Source organism: Bacillus sp. S4, assembly GCF_040838205.1.
In the GTDB taxonomy this organism is placed as follows: Bacteria; Bacillota; Bacilli; order Bacillales; family Bacillaceae_G; genus Bacillus_A; species Bacillus_A cereus_U.
Genome location: NZ_JBFPJI010000040.1, coordinates 1 through 18,798, shown reverse-complemented (window position 1 = coordinate 18,798; position 18,798 = coordinate 1). Strand labels below are relative to the sequence as shown.

Genomic DNA, 18,798 nt, shown 5'->3' with positions numbered 1-18,798 from the left:
TGATTATCATTATCAATTAGAATCATAGTTGATAATAAAATTCAACTGTCAGAAGTTTTATAAAAAAATGATAGTGTTCGTCTAAAAGAGGAGGAGCAGTATGCAGCATGCGAAACAAATCGCGGAACATGCAACAATACAAAGCTTTTTAAATTGTTATTTAAGAGAAACAGGAAGTGGAGAATGGATTACGGAGGATAAAAGGATAGAGGGTATTTTCTGCCATTCATTTCAAAGAGATACTATCCCCACTTATTTATGCTGCCCTTTATCGGCACAAAACGTTACTTTGTATGGGGAAGTTATATATAAATCATCAACGGACCGTCATCTATTTGGAGAACAATTTTATTACCAAATTGGCGAAAATAAAAATGTTATTAAAGCAGATTATATTACGGTTATTATGTTTTTAATAAAGGAAATGTCTATTAACTATGGAGAAGGTAAGAATCCTGATGAACTTATGCTTCGAGTTATTCGTAGTTGTCAAAATATTGAGAAGTTTATACAAGGAAGGGAGCAGGATACAGCTGAATTATATGGTTTCCATACGACTTTTATAGAGGCGGAGCAATCTTTATTATTTGGACATTTAACTCATCCTACACCAAAGAGTAGACAAGGTATATTGGATTGGAAAAGTTCAATGTATTCTCCTGAATTAAAAGGGGAGTGCCAACTTCACTATTTTCGGGCACATAAAAGTATAGTAAATGAAAAGTCATTGTTACAAGATTCCACAACGGCGATGATAAAAAAGGAATTAAAGTACGATGAAAAGGTTAATCAAGAATTTATTGAAAAGTACTGTCAAGAAGATGAATATTCATTAATTCCAATCCATCCGCTACAAGCAGAATGGCTATTACATCAATCTTATGTGCAAAATTGGATGAATCAAGGCGATCTTGAATATATCGGTCCAGTAGGTAAGTGTTATATGGCGACATCATCACTTAGGACGTTATATCATCCTCATTCCAAGTACATGCTTAAATTTTCATTCCCTGTAAAGGTGACGAATTCAATGCGTATTAATAAATTGAAGGAACTTGAGAGTGGTCCTGAAGGGAAGGAAATGTTAAATACTAAAATTGGTGAAGTGTTAGAAAAGTTTCCTGGGTTTGATTTTATATGTGATCCCGCCTTCATTACAATAAATTATGGTATGCAAGAGTCCGGATTTGAAGTAATTATTCGGGAGAATCCTTTTTATAGTGAAAATGCGAATGACGCAACGCTTATCGCTGGATTAGTACAAGATGCAATTCCGGGTGAAAGAACTCGTTTAGCAAATATTATCCATCGCTTAGCGGATTTAGAAGATAGAAGCTGTGAAGAGGTAAGTTTAGAGTGGTTTAGACGATATATGAATATCTCTTTAAAGCCAATGGTATGGATGTATTTACGTTATGGCGTGGCATTAGAAGCACATCAACAAAATAGTGTTGTTCAATTGAAAGATGGTTATCCAGTTAAGTTTTACTTCCGTGATAATCAAGGTTTTTATTTCTGCAATTCAATGAAGTCAGTGCTAGATAATGAACTAGCCGGTATTGGTGAACGCACTGGGAATTTATATGATGATTACATTGTAGATGAAAGATTTCGTTACTATTTAATTTTCAATCATATGTTTGGACTAATTAATGGTTTTGGTACAGCAGGATTAATAAAGGAGGAAATTCTTCTTTCGGAATTAAGGTCTGTACTTGAATCGTTCCTTCCATATAACCGCGAACCTTCTACATTTTTAAGTGAATTGTTGGAAGAAAATAAATTGGCATGTAAAGCAAATTTGCTAACGAGATTTTTCGACGTTGATGAACTGACAAATCCTTTAGAGCAAGCAATTTATGTACAAGTAGATAATCCACTCGTTAGAGAAGTGGCTGTTCGTTCATAAGTAGTGCTGAAATTTCACGTAATACAAATAATGGAATTTGATATTCCATATTATAGCGGAGGGATTTATGAAAGAAGAAGTTTATCATGCGAAAATATTGAAGGCACTCCAATCAAAAGAGTACATTTCAGTAAGAAGAAGAGTATTCCGGCAGCTAGTAGAATCGTTAATTTATGAAGAAATCATAACGCCGATTCGTATACAAAAGGGAGAGAAAATACTTTTTATTATACAAGGTCTTGATGAAAAGAATCAAGATGTAACATACCAGTGTTATGGACAAGAACGTATGACATTTGGGCGTATTTGTTTACATGCCTCATTAATAATGAGAGTTCAAGATGAGGAAGAAGAAATACAATCAGTTTCACAATTTTTACAGGAGATTTTTCGAATTGTTCAAGTTGATCGAACGAAATTGGATTCTTTTATTCAAGAATTAGAACAAACAATCTTTAAAGATACGATTGCACAATATGAGAGAAGTTGTGAAGAAGACTATCTTGCGAAATCTTATGATGAGCTTGAAAGTCATTTAATAGATGGACACCCGTATCATCCTAGTTATAAAGCACGCATCGGGTTTCAATATCGTGATAATTTTCAATATGGATTTGAATTTATGCAACCAATGAAAATTATATGGATTGCAGTTCATGAGAAATATACGACTGTAGGATATGAAAGTGAAGAGAGTTATAACTGTACCTTTAAAGAAGAAATTGGTGAAAAGAAAATCGAAGAGTATATAGATCGTATTCGAAAAATGGACTGTGATTCGAAGAAGTATATGTTTATACCTGTTCATCCTTGGCAGTGGGAGAACTTCATTATTCCGAATTATACTGACCATATACAGGATAAATATATTATTTATTTAGGGAAATCAGAAGATGATTATTGCGCGCAACAGTCGATGCGGACATTAAGAAATGTTACGAACCGAGCGAAACCATATGTAAAGTTATCAATGAATTTACTTAATACTTCAACTATCCGTACATTAAAACCACATTCGGTTGTGAGTGCACCTGCTATATCGAATTGGTTAAAAGATATAGTAGATCATGATCCGTATTTAAGGGATGAATCGCGTTTAATTTTGTTAAATGAATTTTCGAGTGTTACGTACGATGCGAATAAAAAAGCTACATATGGCTCATTAGGATGTATTTGGCGCGAAAGCGTTCACAAATATTTAAATAAGAAAGAAGAGGCAATCCCATTTAACGGTTTATATGCCAAGGGAAAAGATGGGACACCAATTATTGATTTGTGGTTAAAGAGATATGGAGTAGAAAGCTGGCTACAATTGCTTATTCGAAAGGCAATTATCCCAGTTGTACACCTCGTTGTAGAGCATGGAATCGCATTAGAATCACATGGACAAAACATGATTTTAGTTCATGAAGAAGGAATACCAGTCCGTATTGCACTAAAAGATTTTCATGAAGGACTGGAGTTTTATCGTCCATTTTTGAAAGAAATCGAAAAATGTCCTGACTTTACTAAAATGCATAAAACATATGCGAATGGTCAAATGAATGATTTCTTTGAAATGGACCGTATTGGATGTTTGCAAGAAATGGTTTTAGATGCGCTTTTCCTATTCAATCTAGGTGAACTGGCTTTCGTGTTGGCAGATGAGTATCAGTTGAAAGAGGAACAATTTTGGATCATTCTTGTTGAAGAAGTAGAAGATCATTTTGAAAGATTTTCACATTCGAAAGAACGTTTTGAAGCATTACAATTATATGCACCTACATTTCATGCAGAGCAATTAACGAAGCGGCGCTTATATATGGATGTGGAATCACTTGTTCATGAAGTTCCAAATCCGTTGTATAGAGCAAAGCAACTTACAATACAAAAATCAGTTGTTACAGGGGGAAATCATGCTAATCGTTAATAAACAAGAATTTAGCAAAAATGATTTTGAATTGAGATTACAAGGTTACGAGGGAGTGGAACACTTTCAAGAAGCAGAAGGAAATAGATTTGCACTTTGTCTGAAAGATCCATTCGATATTATTACGCTTGTGTTTTTCCTAAAAGAAAAAAGAGCATCTGTGCTACTTATTCATGAAGATACGCCAAAGGATACAGCTATTGAAATGGCAAAGCGTGCAAAGTGTACTGCACTTTTATACGGAGAAAGTAACGACTTTACAAAATTAGAAGTTCCAAATCTATTACAAGAAGAACCGTCTTTATTGCAATATAGTTCAGGCACAACAGGAGAACCAAAACTAATTCGTAGAGCATGGACGGAAATTGAAACGGAAATTGCTGCTTACAATAAAGCTTTAAAATGTGAAGAAGACGAAGTTCCAATTGTAATGGCTCCAGTTTCACATTCATACGGATTAATTTGTGGCACGTTATCAGCAATTACGAGAGGTAGCAAGCCTATAATCATCACAAATAAAAACCCTAAATTCGCATTAAATATAATTCGTAATACCGAAAAACATATCATATATGCAGTACCACTTATGTTACATATTATGGGGAGTTTTCCACAAGGGACGTTTCAGTTTCATAAAATTATGACATCAGGATCACCTTTGCCAGAAACGCTATTTTATAAGTTAAAGGGCATGACGAAATACATGATGCAGCAGTACGGCTGTTCTGAAGCCGGTTGCATTAGTATATGTCATGCTATGGAAACACATTTGGATTTAGGAAAACCACTTCCTCATGTAAGTATTAACATAGGTTCAAATGAAGATGAACCTGAAGAAATCGTAGTGAAAATTGCTGAAAAGGAGATTTATACGAAAGATTTAGGGTATAAATCTGAGCAAGGCCTTCATTTCATGGGGCGAATAGATGATGTTATTAATGTGTCCGGTCTGAAGGTCTTTCCTATAGAAGTGGAAGAAACGATGCTTCGATTAGAAGGTATTCAGGAGGCGATTGTATACCGCGGCAAGCATCCTGTGATGGGGGAGATTGTAAAAGCGAAAGTAGTCTCTCGTATTGAACCAGTACAAATAAGAGAATGGTGCATACAGCATTTACCGTTTTATAAAGTACCGCATGAAATTGAAAATGTAGCAGAGATTCCGAAAAATAAAACAGGGAAAGTAAGTCGTAAGTTATTAGAGATGGGAGAGATAACAACATGAGTCGTGAAATGTTAAAAGAAGCAGTTTTAAGCATTATGAGAGAAAAAATGGAACTGAAAAATGTAACGCATTTAGAAGAAACGATGCGTTTAAATCAAGATTTATATATAGATTCGGTAATGATGTTACAGCTTATAGTATACATAGAAATGGATTTAAAGCTATGCGTTCCAGAGGATGAGATAGACCCAAAGGCGTTTCTTACTGTAGGATCTTTGCTTGACTTTATGGAAGAGTTGCAGCCGTTACACGAAGTAAATGTGAATAACTAACCTTTTAGGAAAGTGGATGAGAGTATGACTTCAATTAAAGTTCACTGTTTAGTGAGTTGTTTTTGTGAAATTATAAAAAGGCGTAGCGATATAGATTTCCGGCCATTTTATTTCGGATTATGGGATGGAGATTTTGATATAACAGAAGGCGGGATTATTTCTTATCATTCCGAAAACATTAACCATGATAACTACTTACTCTGGTATGAAAAATTGTATGGTATTAAAGTGAACGAATGGTACGATCATTCAAAAGAAAAAAGTAGCAATGTAGAAAAATTTTTAGAATTAGTAGAAAATAAGCCTGAAAATCGTTACGTAATTGTAATGGTTGATATGTCTTTATTGCCTGAGAGAGAAAATAAGTTTCATCAAAAACCGTTTCCGCATTACTTAATGATATCGAAGACAGAGAAAGAAGAGGAATGGTTCATGCTTGATCCTGATTTTCGCTGGGAAGGGAATATGGAAAGAGAAAAAGTGCTCCATTCTGTTAAAGACAACCCATTTGGTGGAGGCTATTTCATTGATATAGAAGGAATTCAGGAGCCAACACAAGAGATGGTAGAAAGTTATTTCATGGAAACATTCAAAAAAGATGATAATGAACTAACAATGGAATTAAAAGAATTAATAATAAAAATGGTAAATGAAGAGGATGGGTATTCACTTTCCGGGCTCGTAACGGCAGTAAAGCAAATACCCGTATTGGCAATACGTAAATATAGCTATGAACATGCCTTTGCATACTTCCGTGAAACGTTACAATATTCGGAGCAAGAATTTGATTATTGGTGTGATCGAGTGGAAGACATTGTACAAGGGTTTACAAATGTACAGTACCGTGCTATTAAAATGGCAATGACAAATAATAAAGATATGTTATTACCGATTATTGAAAAACTTGATGAAATGAATACAATTGAACTGCAGATTAAGGATGAATTAGAGAGACAGTTTCTGTCATGGAAAGATATGAAAACAAATCAGTCTGTCTTAACTAATACAAGTTCATTGAATTTAAGGTAAGGGAGCTCAAACCAATGAAATATTCGCTATGTACAATTTCATTTCGCCATCAACTAATTTCATTTACTGATATTGTTCAATTTGCATATGAAAACGGTTTTGAAGGAATTGAGTTGTGGGGGACCCATGCACAAAATTTATATATGCAAGAGCGTGAAACGACAGAACGAGAAATAGATTATTTAAAGGATAAAAATTTAGAAATTACGATGATAAGTGATTACTTGGACATATCATTATTAGCAGATTTTCAAAAAACGATGGGAAAATGTGAACAGCTGGTAACACTAGCTAATTGGTTTAATACAAATAAAATTCGTACGTTTGCCGGGCAAAAAGGTAGTGAGGATTTCTCGGAACAAGAGAGAAAAGAGTATGTGAAGCGAATTCGCATGATTTGTGATCTATTTGCTCAGCACAATATGTATATACTATTAGAAACACATCCAAATACGTTAACGGATACTTTGCCGTCTACTTTGAAATTGTTAGAAGAAGTAAATCATCCATATTTGAAAATAAACCTCGATTTCCTTCATATATGGGAGTCTGGTGCAGACCCTATAGATAGTTTCCAGCGACTAAAGCCGTGGATACAACATTACCATTTTAAGAATATATCATCAGCGGAGTATTTACACGTGTTTGAACCAAATAATGTATATGCCGCTGCTGGAAGTCGTATAGGAATGGTTCCGTTATTTGAAGGTATAGTAAATTATGATGAAATCATCCGGGAAGTGAGAGATACTGATCATTTTGCTTCGCTTGAATGGTTTGGGCATAATGCGAAAGATATATTAAAAGAAGAAATGAGAGCATTAACAAGTAGAAAATTAGAAGTAGTAACCTCATAAGATGAAATGATGTAAGAGTCTTGTTTAAGAGACTCTTTTTTTATGGAATAAATAACCAAAAATTACCATGTATTCAATTTCGGATTTGGTACAATTTAATATATATAAGGAGGTGATCGGTAATGGCTAGAAATCGTAACGCTAATCAATTAGCATCACATGGAGCACAAGCAGCTCTAGATCAAATGAAATATGAAATTGCACAAGAGTTTGGTGTACAGCTTGGGGCTGATACTTCTTCACGTGCAAACGGTTCTGTAGGCGGTGAAATTACAAAGCGCCTTGTAGCGATGGCAGAACAACAGCTTGGTGGCGGATATACTCGCTAAATGTAGAAGGTTATAGGAGAAAGGAAGGATTCTTCCTTTCTTTTTTATTTTCAATTAATTGGTATGGATATATTGTGAACAGGATTCAAAGAATAGGAGTAATGCTATATTTTCCCCAATTTCTTTTGTTGTAAATGGAAAGTAGTAAAGATGAAATAGCCCTGGTGGAATGTAAACATAATTTCCAGCAGGGCTATTACATGGTAAGAAATATATGATGAAAGGTTCCGAAATCAACATGTTAAAAAAAGAAAACTGTTGTTTAATTGCACTTGCATCAGTTCCACTTGTTATGACGTTAGGTAATTCAATGCTTATTCCAATCCTGCCAACCATTGAAAAGAAATTACATATTTCATCTTTCCAGGTATCCATGATTATTACAATTTATTCTATCATTGCAATTATACTTATACCGATTGCTGGTTATTTATCAGATAGATGGGGACGAAAGATGGTAATGGTTCCAAGTTTATTAATTGCAGCTATTGGAGGAGCGATAACGGGCTGGGTATCATGGAAAGTTGATAACCCTTATGTTTGGATTCTTATCGGAAGAGCAATTCAAGGGATAGGTGCTGCTGGTGCTATGCCAGTTGTCATACCATGTGTAGGTGATTTATACAAAGATGAAAAACAGGTTAGTGCAGGTTTAGGAATCATTGAGACGTCAAATACATTTGGAAAAGTATTGAGTCCTATATTAGGATCAGCTCTTGCAGCTATTGTATGGTTCTTACCATTTTGGGCGATTCCAGTTTTATGTGTAATATCGATTGTTTTATTACTGGTACTAGTAAAGGCGAAGAAACAAGAAGAAGAAGTCCCACCACTTAAAGAATTTATTCAATCTATTATCTCTACGTTTCGAGAAAAGGGAAGATGGTTAATTGCCATTTTTATACTAGGTGCAATTATTATGCTTATTTTATTCGGAATACTTTTTTATCTGTCAACTATACTGGAGTCGAAGTACGATATTCATGGTATATGGAAAGGGTGTGTACTCGCTATTCCTTTACTTGTACTATCACTTAGCTCATATATGGCTGGTAAAAAAATTGGAGATAAACAAGATATTATGAAAAAGTGTATCTATATTGGATTTTTACTGGCTGCTGCATCTGTCTTCTTACCTTTATTTCTAAAAGGAATCTATTTGCTACTTCTTTGTCTCGTTATTATGGGGGGAGGAATTGGTATGGCGTTACCGTGTCTAGATGCTCTTATTACACAAGGGATTGAAAAAGAGCAGAGGGGGACAGTTACGTCATTTTATAGTTCAATGCGATTTATCGGTGTAGCAGCTGGACCACCCCTGTATTCTTTTTTTATGAAAGGGGCGGACCATGAAGTATTTTATTTAACAAGCATCTTCGCTGCTATTGGTGCGGTCATAGCAATTATTTGGATTAAACCAGCAAAAGATACAATGATGGTAAAACAGAAGCCGGAACCAACGTCATAATCCGAAAGAGAATTGCATGTTAATTACACAACATGCAATTCTCTTTAATTAGTTAGGAAAAATAACTTGTTTTAACATATAAAGTGCGACTCCCCATATGATTAGCCCTGAAAATTTATTTAATACTGTAATCGTTTTTCCTGTCGAGTCTAATCCTTTTAGAAATTTTCCAGCAAAAGCTAAACTAATAAACCAAATCCAAGAAACTATAATTGTTGCAAAAGTGAAAGCCCATTTCTCACTTCCTATGTACTGTATAGAGTTTGTTCCGATTACACCAATTGTATCTAAAATTGCGTGTGGATTTAGTAATGAAACCGATGCGGTGAAAATAATTTGATTTTTTAAAGGCATGCTTTTTTCTTGCTTTACATCATTTGAAGGATCGCTTCTCCAAATAACCCAGCCCATATACATAAGAAAGAAAAATCCAATCATATACAGAGTGGTTGTTAACCAAGAAAAAGTAAGGAGTACAAGGGATACACCTTGTACAGCAATTAATATTAATAATGTATCACATATAGATGCAGTCAAGACTACAGGAGCAGCTCGCCAAATATTTGGTTGACTCGCGCCTTGATTAAAGACGAAAACATTTTGGACACCTAATGGAATGATAAGACCAAATGCAAGGATGATACCGTGAATAATTGCTTCACTCATCATATTACCTCCTACTTAATGTGATTAGTTATGATAGTGTATATTGTATAGAAGAAATGAAAATTTGTATCCATCCATATGGTTGGATAGGTTACCAACCATAAAGTATGTGAGGTGATATAGTGGAAAGGCTCGTTTGGAAACCTAATATGTCTTCGCCTATTCCTTTATATAAACAAATAGAATCTTATATAAAAGAAAGAATTGTTAATGGGGAATGGACAGTTGGAACTAAATTACCTTCACAAAGAGATTTGGCGCATACGTTTGAAGTGAATCGAAGTACAATTGTAATGGCTTTCGATGAATTAGTAGCAAAAGGGTATATTGAGGGGAATGGCCGGAAGGGAACAATTGTTATAAATAATAGTGAGAGTACTTCTACATATGCCCCGCCTCCAAACTGGCAGTCTTATGTAGAAACAGGACTTCATTATCCGAATCTTCCTGCTGTACAAGAGATTAATCAAGCTGAATTTACTCCCAATGTAATTCGATTAGGAACAGGTGAACTTTCACCGAGTCTCTTGCCTGAGAAAAAGATGAAGGGTATTATTAGTAAAATTTTACAATCAAATGTTACACTTGGGTATGAGGAACCGAAAGGAAATCTCCATTTAAGAAAAAAAATTGCGGAATATTTAAAAGGGCATGGGGTATATGTATCTCCTGACTCTATTTTAATTGTTTCGGGGGCAATTCAAGCACTGCAACTTATTTCTATGGGTCTTCTTCCGAAAGGAGCGTCAATTTTATTAGAAAAACCATCATATTTATATTCGCTTAATGTATTTCAATCAGCAGGAATGCGCTTGATTGGAATACCAATGAATGAGAATGGTATAAATACTTCATATATTACAAAATATAAGAAACAATTTAACGCATCTATTTTATATACAATCCCATCTTTTCATAATCCGACCAATTTTAGTATGAACGCTAAGAAGAGGGAAGAAGTGATGGAGATATGTAATGAAATTGGATTGCCTATTATTGAGGACGCGGTATATCAAGATTTATGGTTCGATGCACCAGTTTCAAAGCCTTTAAAGGCATATGATAAAAATGGTATCGTGCTACATATTGGAAGTATGTCCAAAGTCATTAGTCCTGGTTTAAGAATTGGATGGGTTGTTGGATCAGAATCCGTTATTCAAAGATTAGCAGATATAAAAATGCAAACTGATTATGGTTCAAGTTCTATATCCCAGCAAATTGCAGCGGAGTGGTTTGAAAATGGATTGTATGATGAACATTTACAGTTTGTAAGAAGTGAATTGAAAAAACGTAGAGATTTTATGATAAGTATGTTAGAAAAGTATTGTAGTGGCATTGCAACTTGGCATGAGCCAGTAGGAAGCTTTTACATTTGGCTACATATAAATCTACCAATTTCGAATCGTAGTTTATTTGACAAAGCTTTGCAAGAAAAGGTGTTATTAAACCCAGGCACTTTGTATGATAGAAGTGCTAACCAATTTTTACGTCTTTCTTATTCCTATGCAACTATAGAAGAAATTGAAGTTGGAATAAAAAAGATCGCGCAATTAATTAAAGGGTAAAAGGAGAAAACCATGAAACAATATGTGATTTGCCAAATGATTGATGGAGATAAATATTTAGCTGCTTATGCGGAAACAAAACAGGATGCAATTGAAAAAGCAGAATTATTAGGGTTAAGAACTGGAAATCGTTACATAGTAATTACCGCAGAAGAAGCAGAAGGGTTAACTTATCCTTAAATAATGGGAGATTACATAAGAAGTAAATAAGCCTAATAATGTACTATATTATTAGGCTTATTTACTATTAAAGTGTGATAGGGAAAATAATATAATTATGAGTCAAGTTGACGGAAATACCGATTTGTTTTTCGATCCTGATTTCCGTCTCTATATTCATCAACATATTGCCTGAAGTTCCAAGATTGTAAAAACTTATTAGCGGCATTATAACCAGAGTTATAGAGCCATTCTTTCTCTTCTTTAGTTAATTGAAAATTAGTACTTGTAATGGTTCCTGTTGGAATTGTAATAGTTCTAGCCTTCGATTCTTTATCTAAATGACGTAAATCATGAGCTTGCATCATCGTTTTAAATAGTCCTTTGAACATGGAAATAGGTTCTTCATAGTGGGCGGGATCAGCTTGAATCTCATCTTTTACAAAATGAAATCCAAAGGTAGGCCAGCGAGGAGAAGTCGGTGAATCGAAAATCCAAATTGGATAATTACTTAAAATACCGCCGTCAACCATATAACAAGGTTGTTTCCATTTTGGTGTTCTCCATTTCACTGGTTCGAAGAAGAAAGGAATGGTTCCACTCATTCTTACTGCTTTAGCGATAGAGAAGCGATAATTTAAAAATCCGTAGTTTGGCAAGTCATCGGGAAAAATAACCATTTTACCATTGCTTATATCTGAAGCGATAATTTTGAGTTTATTCAAATCGGGTAAGTCTGTAAACAAATGAATTCCTTTTTTTCTAAGCAGGTCTTCTAGCCATTCTTCGAGAAATACATTTGAATAAATACCTAGAGTAGACCAAGCGCTTAATCCTTTACCAATAAAGGGGATTCTATCAAGAAAAGTTTTTTTAGTGAATTTTTCATAATCAATGTCTGTTACAATAGTTTTTAATTCGGAACAAGAATATCCTGCTGCTAGAAGAGCTGCAATAATAGCGCCGGCTGATGTTCCAGCTAAACGTTCCCATTCATAACCTTTTTCGGCTAACGCGCAAATTGCCCCTACATGAGCAATTCCGCGTACACCGCCTCCCTCGAAAACACCATCAATCTTCATTAAACATACTTCCTTTCAGATGGGAAATTTGAAAATGGCAAAAAAGCACGTATTGTACGCGCTTTTTTACAATAGTTTTTAAGTTTACTAGCAGCCTACAAAGCCGCCCCAACAGCTAGCTCCAATGATGATTAGAAGGATAAATAAAACGATTAATAAAGCGAAACCTCCATAACCGCAACCACCACCGCAACTACCGCCGTAACCACCGCCGTAACCACCGCCGTAACCACCGCAACTATATCCGTAACCCATGTGGAATTCCTCCTTATATTAAAAGTGAAAATGAACGAGGGAAAGTATACTGTAAGAAATTATGAGATATCATGTTTGTAGGAACAATGTATACTATGCTCTTTTAAACTTGTTCGCGTACGAGGGAAGAGCCCGTTTTTTCTTGAGCTTGTTGAATTTACAATGAATGAAGTATAATCTTTGTGCTATGATACAAATAAGTATGTAAATGTAAGGAGAATTTATGGAACAGAAAATTGAAGTATTAATTGATAAATATGAACTAACACATTTGAAACAGGAGCTTGTAAATACTATATTTCCTTGTATAAAAGTTGTGCCAAAGGTGCAGGAGACAATCGGAAAAGGTAGTTCAAAAATGGGCGGAGTTCCTGATTTGCCAAATACATTTGAATATCCAACATACAAAGAGAATCCGTTACGTTTTATCGCACAATTTAATTTAAGTGATTTACAAAACGTTGGTATGGATCACAATCTTCCTAAGACAGGGATGTTATATTTCTTTAGTATTGAAAATTACTTTGAAGAAGATGTAAATCCAAACGAAGCGGGACGTGTGCTTTATTATGATATCCCTGTAGAGCAATTACGTAGAGCAGATGAAGTTCAGGGGGAATTTAATCAATGTGCAATTTCATTTGAACTGACGTATAAATTACCTGAGCTTTTCATTGAAGATGAGGCGGATTCAGATCGTTTCTTGCAATTACTTGAAGAGCTAATCCCAGACAACTATGATAATCATCAAATGTTTGGAGAACCATTCTCTGTACAAGATGAGGTATTGTATGAGACTGGACAATATATGGGAATAGATCCACAGCATATGACGCTCTTATTCCAAATTGATTCAGATACTAAAAATTGTAATATGATGTGGGGAGATTTAGGAATGCTTTATTTCTGTATTGGAAATGAAGACTTGAAAAATCGCCAGTTTGAAAATACATGCTGTGTATTACAAACGTGTTAATGAAGAAGGTTGTTCTTGTAAAAAGAACAACCTTTTTACAATGTTAAATATGCATAATCTCATATGACCTATTTTGAAAAGTATTGTATACTCTGAAACTATACGATACTTTTTCGTATAGTTATAGAATGTAAGGAGTGACAAGATGAGAAAGCCAAATAAGTATGTGACAGTTGCCCTGCTTTGTTCAACAATTGTAATGGGTGGCTTACACGCGTCGTCTGTATCTTACGCATCTACGAAATCGACTGTAGTTACTACACAATCAGATGCTAAATTATTAAATGATTTTCGAAAAGAATTAAAAAAACATATTGATAATCGAGATGAAAATATTACAATCGCATATAAAACAAAAGATAGAAATGCTAGAGATGTTATGGACCAATTATACAAAGAATATAATAAAATTGTAGATGCTGATGAGTATGTAAAATATAATGTAGCGTCTACTAAATATTCTATAAAAGGGATGCCTGGGAATTATACATTTACATTACAAGTGAAGTATCGTGAATCAAAAGAGCAAACACAGTATGTAAAGTCTCAGGCGAAAGCAATTGTAAATTCTATCATTAAACAAGGCATGGATGAACATGAAAAAGTGAAAGCTATTCATGATTATGTTGTGAAACAAGTATCATATGATACGTCTTATCAAGCATATACAGCGTATGAAGCGTTAGCGAATCGTTCTGCCGTTTGCCAAGGATATACATTGTTAACATATCAATTACTAAAAGAAGCAGGTATTCAAAATCATATTGTAACAGGTACAGGGAATGGACAAGCTCATGCATGGAATTTAGTGAACATTGATAACAAGTGGTACCACCTTGATACTACATTCGATGATCCGGTGCCAGATAAAGCTGGGCGCGTAACATATTCATATTTTAATATGTCTGATGACCAATTAAGCAAAGACCATGAATGGGATCGTAGTAAATATCCAGCGGCAACTACAAGTTACTTCAACGAATTAACAAGCAAAATAAAAGCCGGTAGTTCAAAAACTGCTGTATATGAACAAATGTTAAAAGAAACAAATTTAAAGTATTTATCTGCACAATATGGAGCGGAAAATTACAATGAGTTTAAGAAAAAATTACAGCAACAATTTGCTTCCAAGCCAGAAAAAGTAGAAGTACGATATAAGCAGTCAATGGATGGAACGATGCAAGATATAAAGAAAGTATTAAATGAAATAACTTGGCCAAAAGGTGCAAAGCGTGTATCTTATCAAGTTGCGCCATATAGTGCAATGACAGGTTATTCATTAGCGACAATTACATTTACGTATTAATGAAAAAGAGCATCTTTAAAAGGTGCTCTTTTTGCGTTTGATTTATAATTTTATTGACTATTTAGAATTGAGTGATAAAATGATCAGGAATAGAGGATGTGATAGCTGAATGAATTTGTTCGAAAATAATATATTTGCATTGATATATTTTTGTCTAGTAATCGGACTTATCGCTTTGTTTTTTGTATCATTTACTCTGTTCATTAAAAGATTATTGCAAAACAACATTATGAAAAAACAACACGTGATCAATATGAATCAGAAGTTAGATCGGATTATTGAATTGCTTGAAAAAGATAAAAAAGAATGATGGAAGATGGATAAAAAGGAGAAGCAGATGGCGAATTATATAAAGGAATTACGTGAAAAAATAGGGCATGATTATGTTATTTTGAATTTTGCAGGTGGTTGTGTATTTAATGAATTTGGTGAAGTGCTTCTGCAAAAAAGAGGAGACTTTAATGCTTGGGGATTTCCGGGCGGTGCAATGGAAATTGGGGAGTCTGCTGCAGAAACTGCGATCCGAGAAATTAAAGAAGAAACAGGATATGATGTGGAAATTGATGAGCTCATTGGTGTGTATACGAAATATTTTCAAACATATCCGAATGGAGATCAGGCACAGGCAATTGTAATATTCTTTAGGTTTTCAATCGTTGGAGGGAACAAAAAAATAGACGGTGATGAAACATTAGATCTGAAGTTTTTCCCGTTAGACAAAATGCCGCCATTGTTTAATAAACAACATGAAGATTGTTTGCAGGATTTATTAGAGAAAAGAGTAGGGGTATTTCGTTAATATATAGAAAAAGAAGCTAATTTCCATTTAGCTTCTTTTTCTATATAATTTAATTCCACCAATCATCAAACATAGATGCTGGGACTTGTCTTTTATGTTCACTCACTTTGTAACGCTTCTCGATCTTTTCAGCAACGTCAGCTGGAACGGATTTACCTTCTAAATAGTCATCTAATTGATCGTAAGTAATACCTAATTCTGTTTCATCAGCTTGACCTGGTTTTTCATCTAATAAATCAGCTGTTGGCATTTTTAAGTAAAGTCGCTCGTCTGCACCTAACTCTTGTAATAAAGCACGTCCTTGGCGCTTCGTTAAACCTGTTAATGGTAATAAATCTGCACCGCCATCTCCGAATTTTGTAAAGAATCCTGTTACAGCTTCAGCCGCGTGATCAGTTCCGATAACAAGTAATCCTTGTTGTCCGCCGATTGCATATTGTGTAACCATGCGAATACGTGCTTTTACGTTTCCTTTATTGAAATCTGTTAATGATTCACCTAATAAGTTTTCATATTGATTTGAGAAGGAATCAACAGTTGAAGCGATATCAAAAGCAACAGATTGATCAGCTTGAATAAATTGTAATGCTAATTGTGCATCATCTTCATCTTTTTGTACTTTGTACGGAAGACGTACGGAGATAAATGTTGCGTTACCACCTTCATTACGAACTTCTTCAACTGCAAGCTGCGCTAAACGTCCTGCAAGTGTAGAGTCTTGTCCGCCGCTAATTCCAAGTACAAATCCTTTAGCACCTGTTTTTCTTACATAATCCTTTAAGAAATCAATTCGTTTACGAATTTCTACTTTCGGATCAATTACAGGTTGAACATGTAATGCTTTCATAATTTGTTCTTGTAATGTCATTATGTTTTCCTCCTATTCATATTAAAGCGGTAAATAAGTTTATATGTATATTGGAACATACTTCTATCCTTTATTATTTCGCAAAACTAACGAATATACAATAGAATGCGTGTATGAATGAAGTTATTATAAATAAATTGTTTTGTATAAGCAATTTTTTTAAACCTTTCAATAATGTAAGGTTTTTGTCATTTGAATCGATGGAAGGTATTTCCGTACTTTACTAATATAAAAGCATAGTTAGTAGAAGGGCGGAGAAGTAGTATGAACATTAGAGAACTCGCATTTCGAAATGTAACGCGAAATAGACGAACATACTCAGCTTATTTTTTGAGTAGTGCATTTGCCATTATGGCCTTTTTTGTGTATTCATTTTTTGCGTTCCATCCGGCATTAAGTGCTGGACAATTAGGACAGTACGTATTCGTAAGTATGTCTTTTGCACAGTCTATTATTTACTTGTTTACATTTTTCTTCATTTTATATTCTATGGGAATGTTTTTAAAAACGAGAAAACGTGAGCTAGGGATATTAATGATGCTTGGAATGACGAAATATCAATTAAAGCGTCTTATCTTCTTTGAAAATATCATGATTGGAATAGGGGCAATTATTTTCGGGATTCTTTCAGGTATGCTGTTTTCAGGAGTACTAATTTTTGTAGCCCCAATGATATTAAAACTAGATATTTCCTTATCCTATTACATACCGATGAAAGCGATAGTTGTAACGAGTATTATGTTTTTCATATTATTTATTATCATTTCCTTATTTAGTGCCGGAATGGTTCGTAAAAATAAAATTATGAAATTGTTTAGAGGATCAGCAGAGGCGAAGCCAGAACCGAAAGCATCAATTATTTCTTCTATATTAGCAGTAGTATTGCTTAGTGCTGGTTATGCAGGCGCTCTTATGTCACATGGTGCAATGGTATTTATTATGATGATTCCTGTTACAACGGTAGTCACTATCGGTACGTATTTGCTGTACAAGCAGTTGAGTGTCTTTATTATTCGATTATGTAAAAAAAGTAAACGTTTCTATTGGACACAGACAAATATTATTACTTTGTCAGATTTAGCATACCGTATGAGAGATAATGCAAGGATGTTCTTTATTGTAACAATTATTTCAACAGTAGCATTTTCAGCAATAGGTACATTGGTTGGGTTTGCTTCGATGACGAAAGAAATTATGGACAGACCAATTGCGTTTCACTATCATTCTAAGCAAGGTAATAGCAATGAGTCACAGCATCTGAAGATTATTGACGAAGGATTAAAGAAACATAATATAGCAGCTTCAAAAATAAATATTTCATCGAAGACAACGGAGGAGCAGTCGTTAAGAAACGCCAGTTTTATAAAAGAATCAGATTATAAGGAGTATGCGAAGTTAACGGGGGAACCGTTCAATACTTTATCAGACAAAGAAGCCTTATTTCTATCAGTAGAAATACCAGGGCCACCGATAAAGGAAAGAAAAGAAATTTCTTTCCAAAATGCCAATGAGCCCTTAAATGTGAAAAAAGTTAATGATTCTTCACTAAGTAAAATACTTATGGGTAATGTGTATGTAATCTCTAAAAATCAATATGATTCATTACAAGATGGATTTAAAGAAGAAAAAGATTATATGTATAAAACAAAAGGAACGAAAGATGAAATTGAGGTTGGTAAAGAGCTTACGAATCAGATTAAGCCTTATCAAGAACATGCAACGTTTAGTGCAGAAGAGTACGATCAAAATCAAAGTTTACAAATCGCAGGACCCATTTTATTTGTAGGTTTCTTTATTGGTATTGTATTTTTCGTTTGTGCAGGAAGCTTCCTTTACTTCCGCTTATTTTCTGATTTGGAGGACGATACTCGTTTATTTGAAATGATTCGAAAAGTTGGATTGACGAGAGGCGAATTATCGAAAGTAGTCACAATCCGCTTAGCGCTTTTATTCTTCGTTCCAGTTGGAGTTGCAACATTACACGGGGCAGTAGCATTAACTGCGTTAGGACAGATGTTTGAGTACTCACTGTTTAAAGAAAATACAATTGTATTAAGTATTTTTGTAAGTATTCAAGTTGTATACTTCTTAATTATACGATCTCGTTATTTAAAACAATTGAAA

19 protein-coding genes are annotated in these 18,798 nt (G+C 34.4%); 15 read left to right on the top strand and 4 right to left on the bottom strand.

Annotated elements, in window-relative coordinates:
* The first annotated feature begins 100 nt into the window (after nt 1-100).
* The 8 genes from AB3X48_RS07495 to bcbE all read left to right on the top strand — a co-directional run bounded on the left by AB3X48_RS07495 (nt 101) and on the right by bcbE (nt 8,998).
* Complete coding sequence (locus AB3X48_RS07495) at nt 101-1,909, top strand: IucA/IucC family protein (RefSeq protein ID WP_016104582.1); 1,809 nt, start codon at nt 101-103, stop codon at nt 1,907-1,909.
* Nucleotides 1,910-1,976: 67 nt separating this feature from the next.
* A complete protein-coding gene (locus tag AB3X48_RS07490; protein WP_016104583.1) occupies nt 1,977-3,818 on the top strand; it encodes an IucA/IucC family protein in 1,842 nt (613 codons plus the stop codon).
* The gene (locus tag AB3X48_RS07485; protein WP_016104584.1) at nt 3,805-5,043 is read left to right on the top strand and encodes an AMP-binding protein; all 1,239 of its coding nucleotides are present in this window, start codon (nt 3,805-3,807) and stop codon (nt 5,041-5,043) included. Before AB3X48_RS07490 ends, AB3X48_RS07485 begins: the two co-directional genes overlap by 14 nt.
* Entirely contained in the window at nt 5,040-5,315 is a 276-nt protein-coding gene (gene asbD / locus AB3X48_RS07480) for a petrobactin biosynthesis protein AsbD (protein WP_002158241.1), read from the top strand. Before AB3X48_RS07485 ends, asbD begins: the two co-directional genes overlap by 4 nt.
* 24 nt (nt 5,316-5,339) lie before the next feature.
* On the top strand, nt 5,340-6,344 hold the full coding sequence (locus tag AB3X48_RS07475) for a DUF6005 family protein (protein WP_016104585.1): 1,005 nt from the start codon (nt 5,340-5,342) through the stop codon (nt 6,342-6,344).
* A gap of 14 nt (nt 6,345-6,358) precedes the next feature.
* A complete protein-coding gene (locus tag AB3X48_RS07470; protein WP_016104586.1) occupies nt 6,359-7,201 on the top strand; it encodes a sugar phosphate isomerase/epimerase family protein in 843 nt (280 codons plus the stop codon).
* A gap of 122 nt (nt 7,202-7,323) precedes the next feature.
* The gene (locus AB3X48_RS07465) at nt 7,324-7,530 is read left to right on the top strand and encodes an alpha/beta-type small acid-soluble spore protein (protein ID WP_000113539.1); all 207 of its coding nucleotides are present in this window, start codon (nt 7,324-7,326) and stop codon (nt 7,528-7,530) included.
* 217 nt (nt 7,531-7,747) lie between these two features.
* Nucleotides 7,748-8,998, top strand: a complete 1,251-nt coding sequence (gene bcbE, locus AB3X48_RS07460) for a bacillibactin exporter BcbE (RefSeq protein WP_078173203.1) — start codon at nt 7,748-7,750, stop codon at nt 8,996-8,998.
* A gap of 48 nt (nt 8,999-9,046) precedes the next feature.
* Here bcbE and AB3X48_RS07455 read toward each other — a convergent pair whose 3' ends face one another.
* Entirely contained in the window at nt 9,047-9,664 is a 618-nt protein-coding gene (locus AB3X48_RS07455) for a LysE/ArgO family amino acid transporter (protein WP_016104587.1), read from the bottom strand.
* A 122-nt stretch (nt 9,665-9,786) separates the two neighbouring features.
* On the opposite strand from AB3X48_RS07455, the gene AB3X48_RS07450 reads away from it, so the two are divergent.
* Together AB3X48_RS07450 and AB3X48_RS07445 are read left to right on the top strand one after the other, a co-directional pair.
* On the top strand, nt 9,787-11,229 hold the full coding sequence (locus AB3X48_RS07450) for an aminotransferase-like domain-containing protein (RefSeq protein WP_016104588.1): 1,443 nt from the start codon (nt 9,787-9,789) through the stop codon (nt 11,227-11,229).
* Between the two features lie 12 nt (nt 11,230-11,241).
* A complete protein-coding gene (locus AB3X48_RS07445) occupies nt 11,242-11,409 on the top strand; it encodes a DUF3933 family protein (RefSeq protein ID WP_000816387.1) in 168 nt (55 codons plus the stop codon).
* Nucleotides 11,410-11,504: 95 nt separating this feature from the next.
* On the opposite strand, the gene AB3X48_RS07440 is transcribed toward AB3X48_RS07445, so the two are convergent.
* On the bottom strand, nt 11,505-12,470 hold the full coding sequence (locus AB3X48_RS07440; protein WP_078181412.1) for a patatin-like phospholipase family protein: 966 nt from the start codon (nt 12,468-12,470) through the stop codon (nt 11,505-11,507).
* Between the two features lie 87 nt (nt 12,471-12,557).
* Nucleotides 12,558-12,725, bottom strand: a complete 168-nt coding sequence (locus AB3X48_RS07435; RefSeq protein ID WP_088098983.1) for a YjcZ family sporulation protein — start codon at nt 12,723-12,725, stop codon at nt 12,558-12,560.
* Between the two features lie 223 nt (nt 12,726-12,948).
* Here AB3X48_RS07435 and AB3X48_RS07430 point away from each other — a divergent pair, with 223 nt between their 5' ends.
* The 4 genes from AB3X48_RS07430 (at nt 12,949) to AB3X48_RS07415 (ending at nt 15,806) form a co-directional block, all read left to right on the top strand.
* Nucleotides 12,949-13,701: a YwqG family protein gene (locus tag AB3X48_RS07430; protein ID WP_002158233.1), complete on the top strand. Its 753-nt coding sequence runs from the start codon at nt 12,949-12,951 to the stop codon at nt 13,699-13,701.
* Between the two features lie 145 nt (nt 13,702-13,846).
* On the top strand, nt 13,847-15,007 hold the full coding sequence (locus AB3X48_RS07425; protein ID WP_016104591.1) for a transglutaminase domain-containing protein: 1,161 nt from the start codon (nt 13,847-13,849) through the stop codon (nt 15,005-15,007).
* Between the two features lie 109 nt (nt 15,008-15,116).
* Nucleotides 15,117-15,317, top strand: coding sequence for a DUF4083 domain-containing protein (locus tag AB3X48_RS07420; RefSeq protein ID WP_016104592.1), 201 nt, complete (start codon nt 15,117-15,119; stop codon nt 15,315-15,317).
* A gap of 27 nt (nt 15,318-15,344) precedes the next feature.
* Nucleotides 15,345-15,806, top strand: a complete 462-nt coding sequence (locus AB3X48_RS07415) for an NUDIX hydrolase (RefSeq protein ID WP_002158230.1) — start codon at nt 15,345-15,347, stop codon at nt 15,804-15,806.
* A 49-nt stretch (nt 15,807-15,855) separates the two neighbouring features.
* Here AB3X48_RS07415 and nadE read toward each other — a convergent pair whose 3' ends face one another.
* On the bottom strand, nt 15,856-16,674 hold the full coding sequence (gene nadE, locus AB3X48_RS07410; RefSeq protein WP_016104593.1) for an NAD(+) synthase: 819 nt from the start codon (nt 16,672-16,674) through the stop codon (nt 15,856-15,858).
* A 264-nt stretch (nt 16,675-16,938) separates the two neighbouring features.
* Here nadE and AB3X48_RS07405 point away from each other — a divergent pair.
* On the top strand, nt 16,939-18,798 hold a 1,860-nt coding region (locus AB3X48_RS07405), incomplete at its 3' end, for an FtsX-like permease family protein (RefSeq protein WP_367959194.1).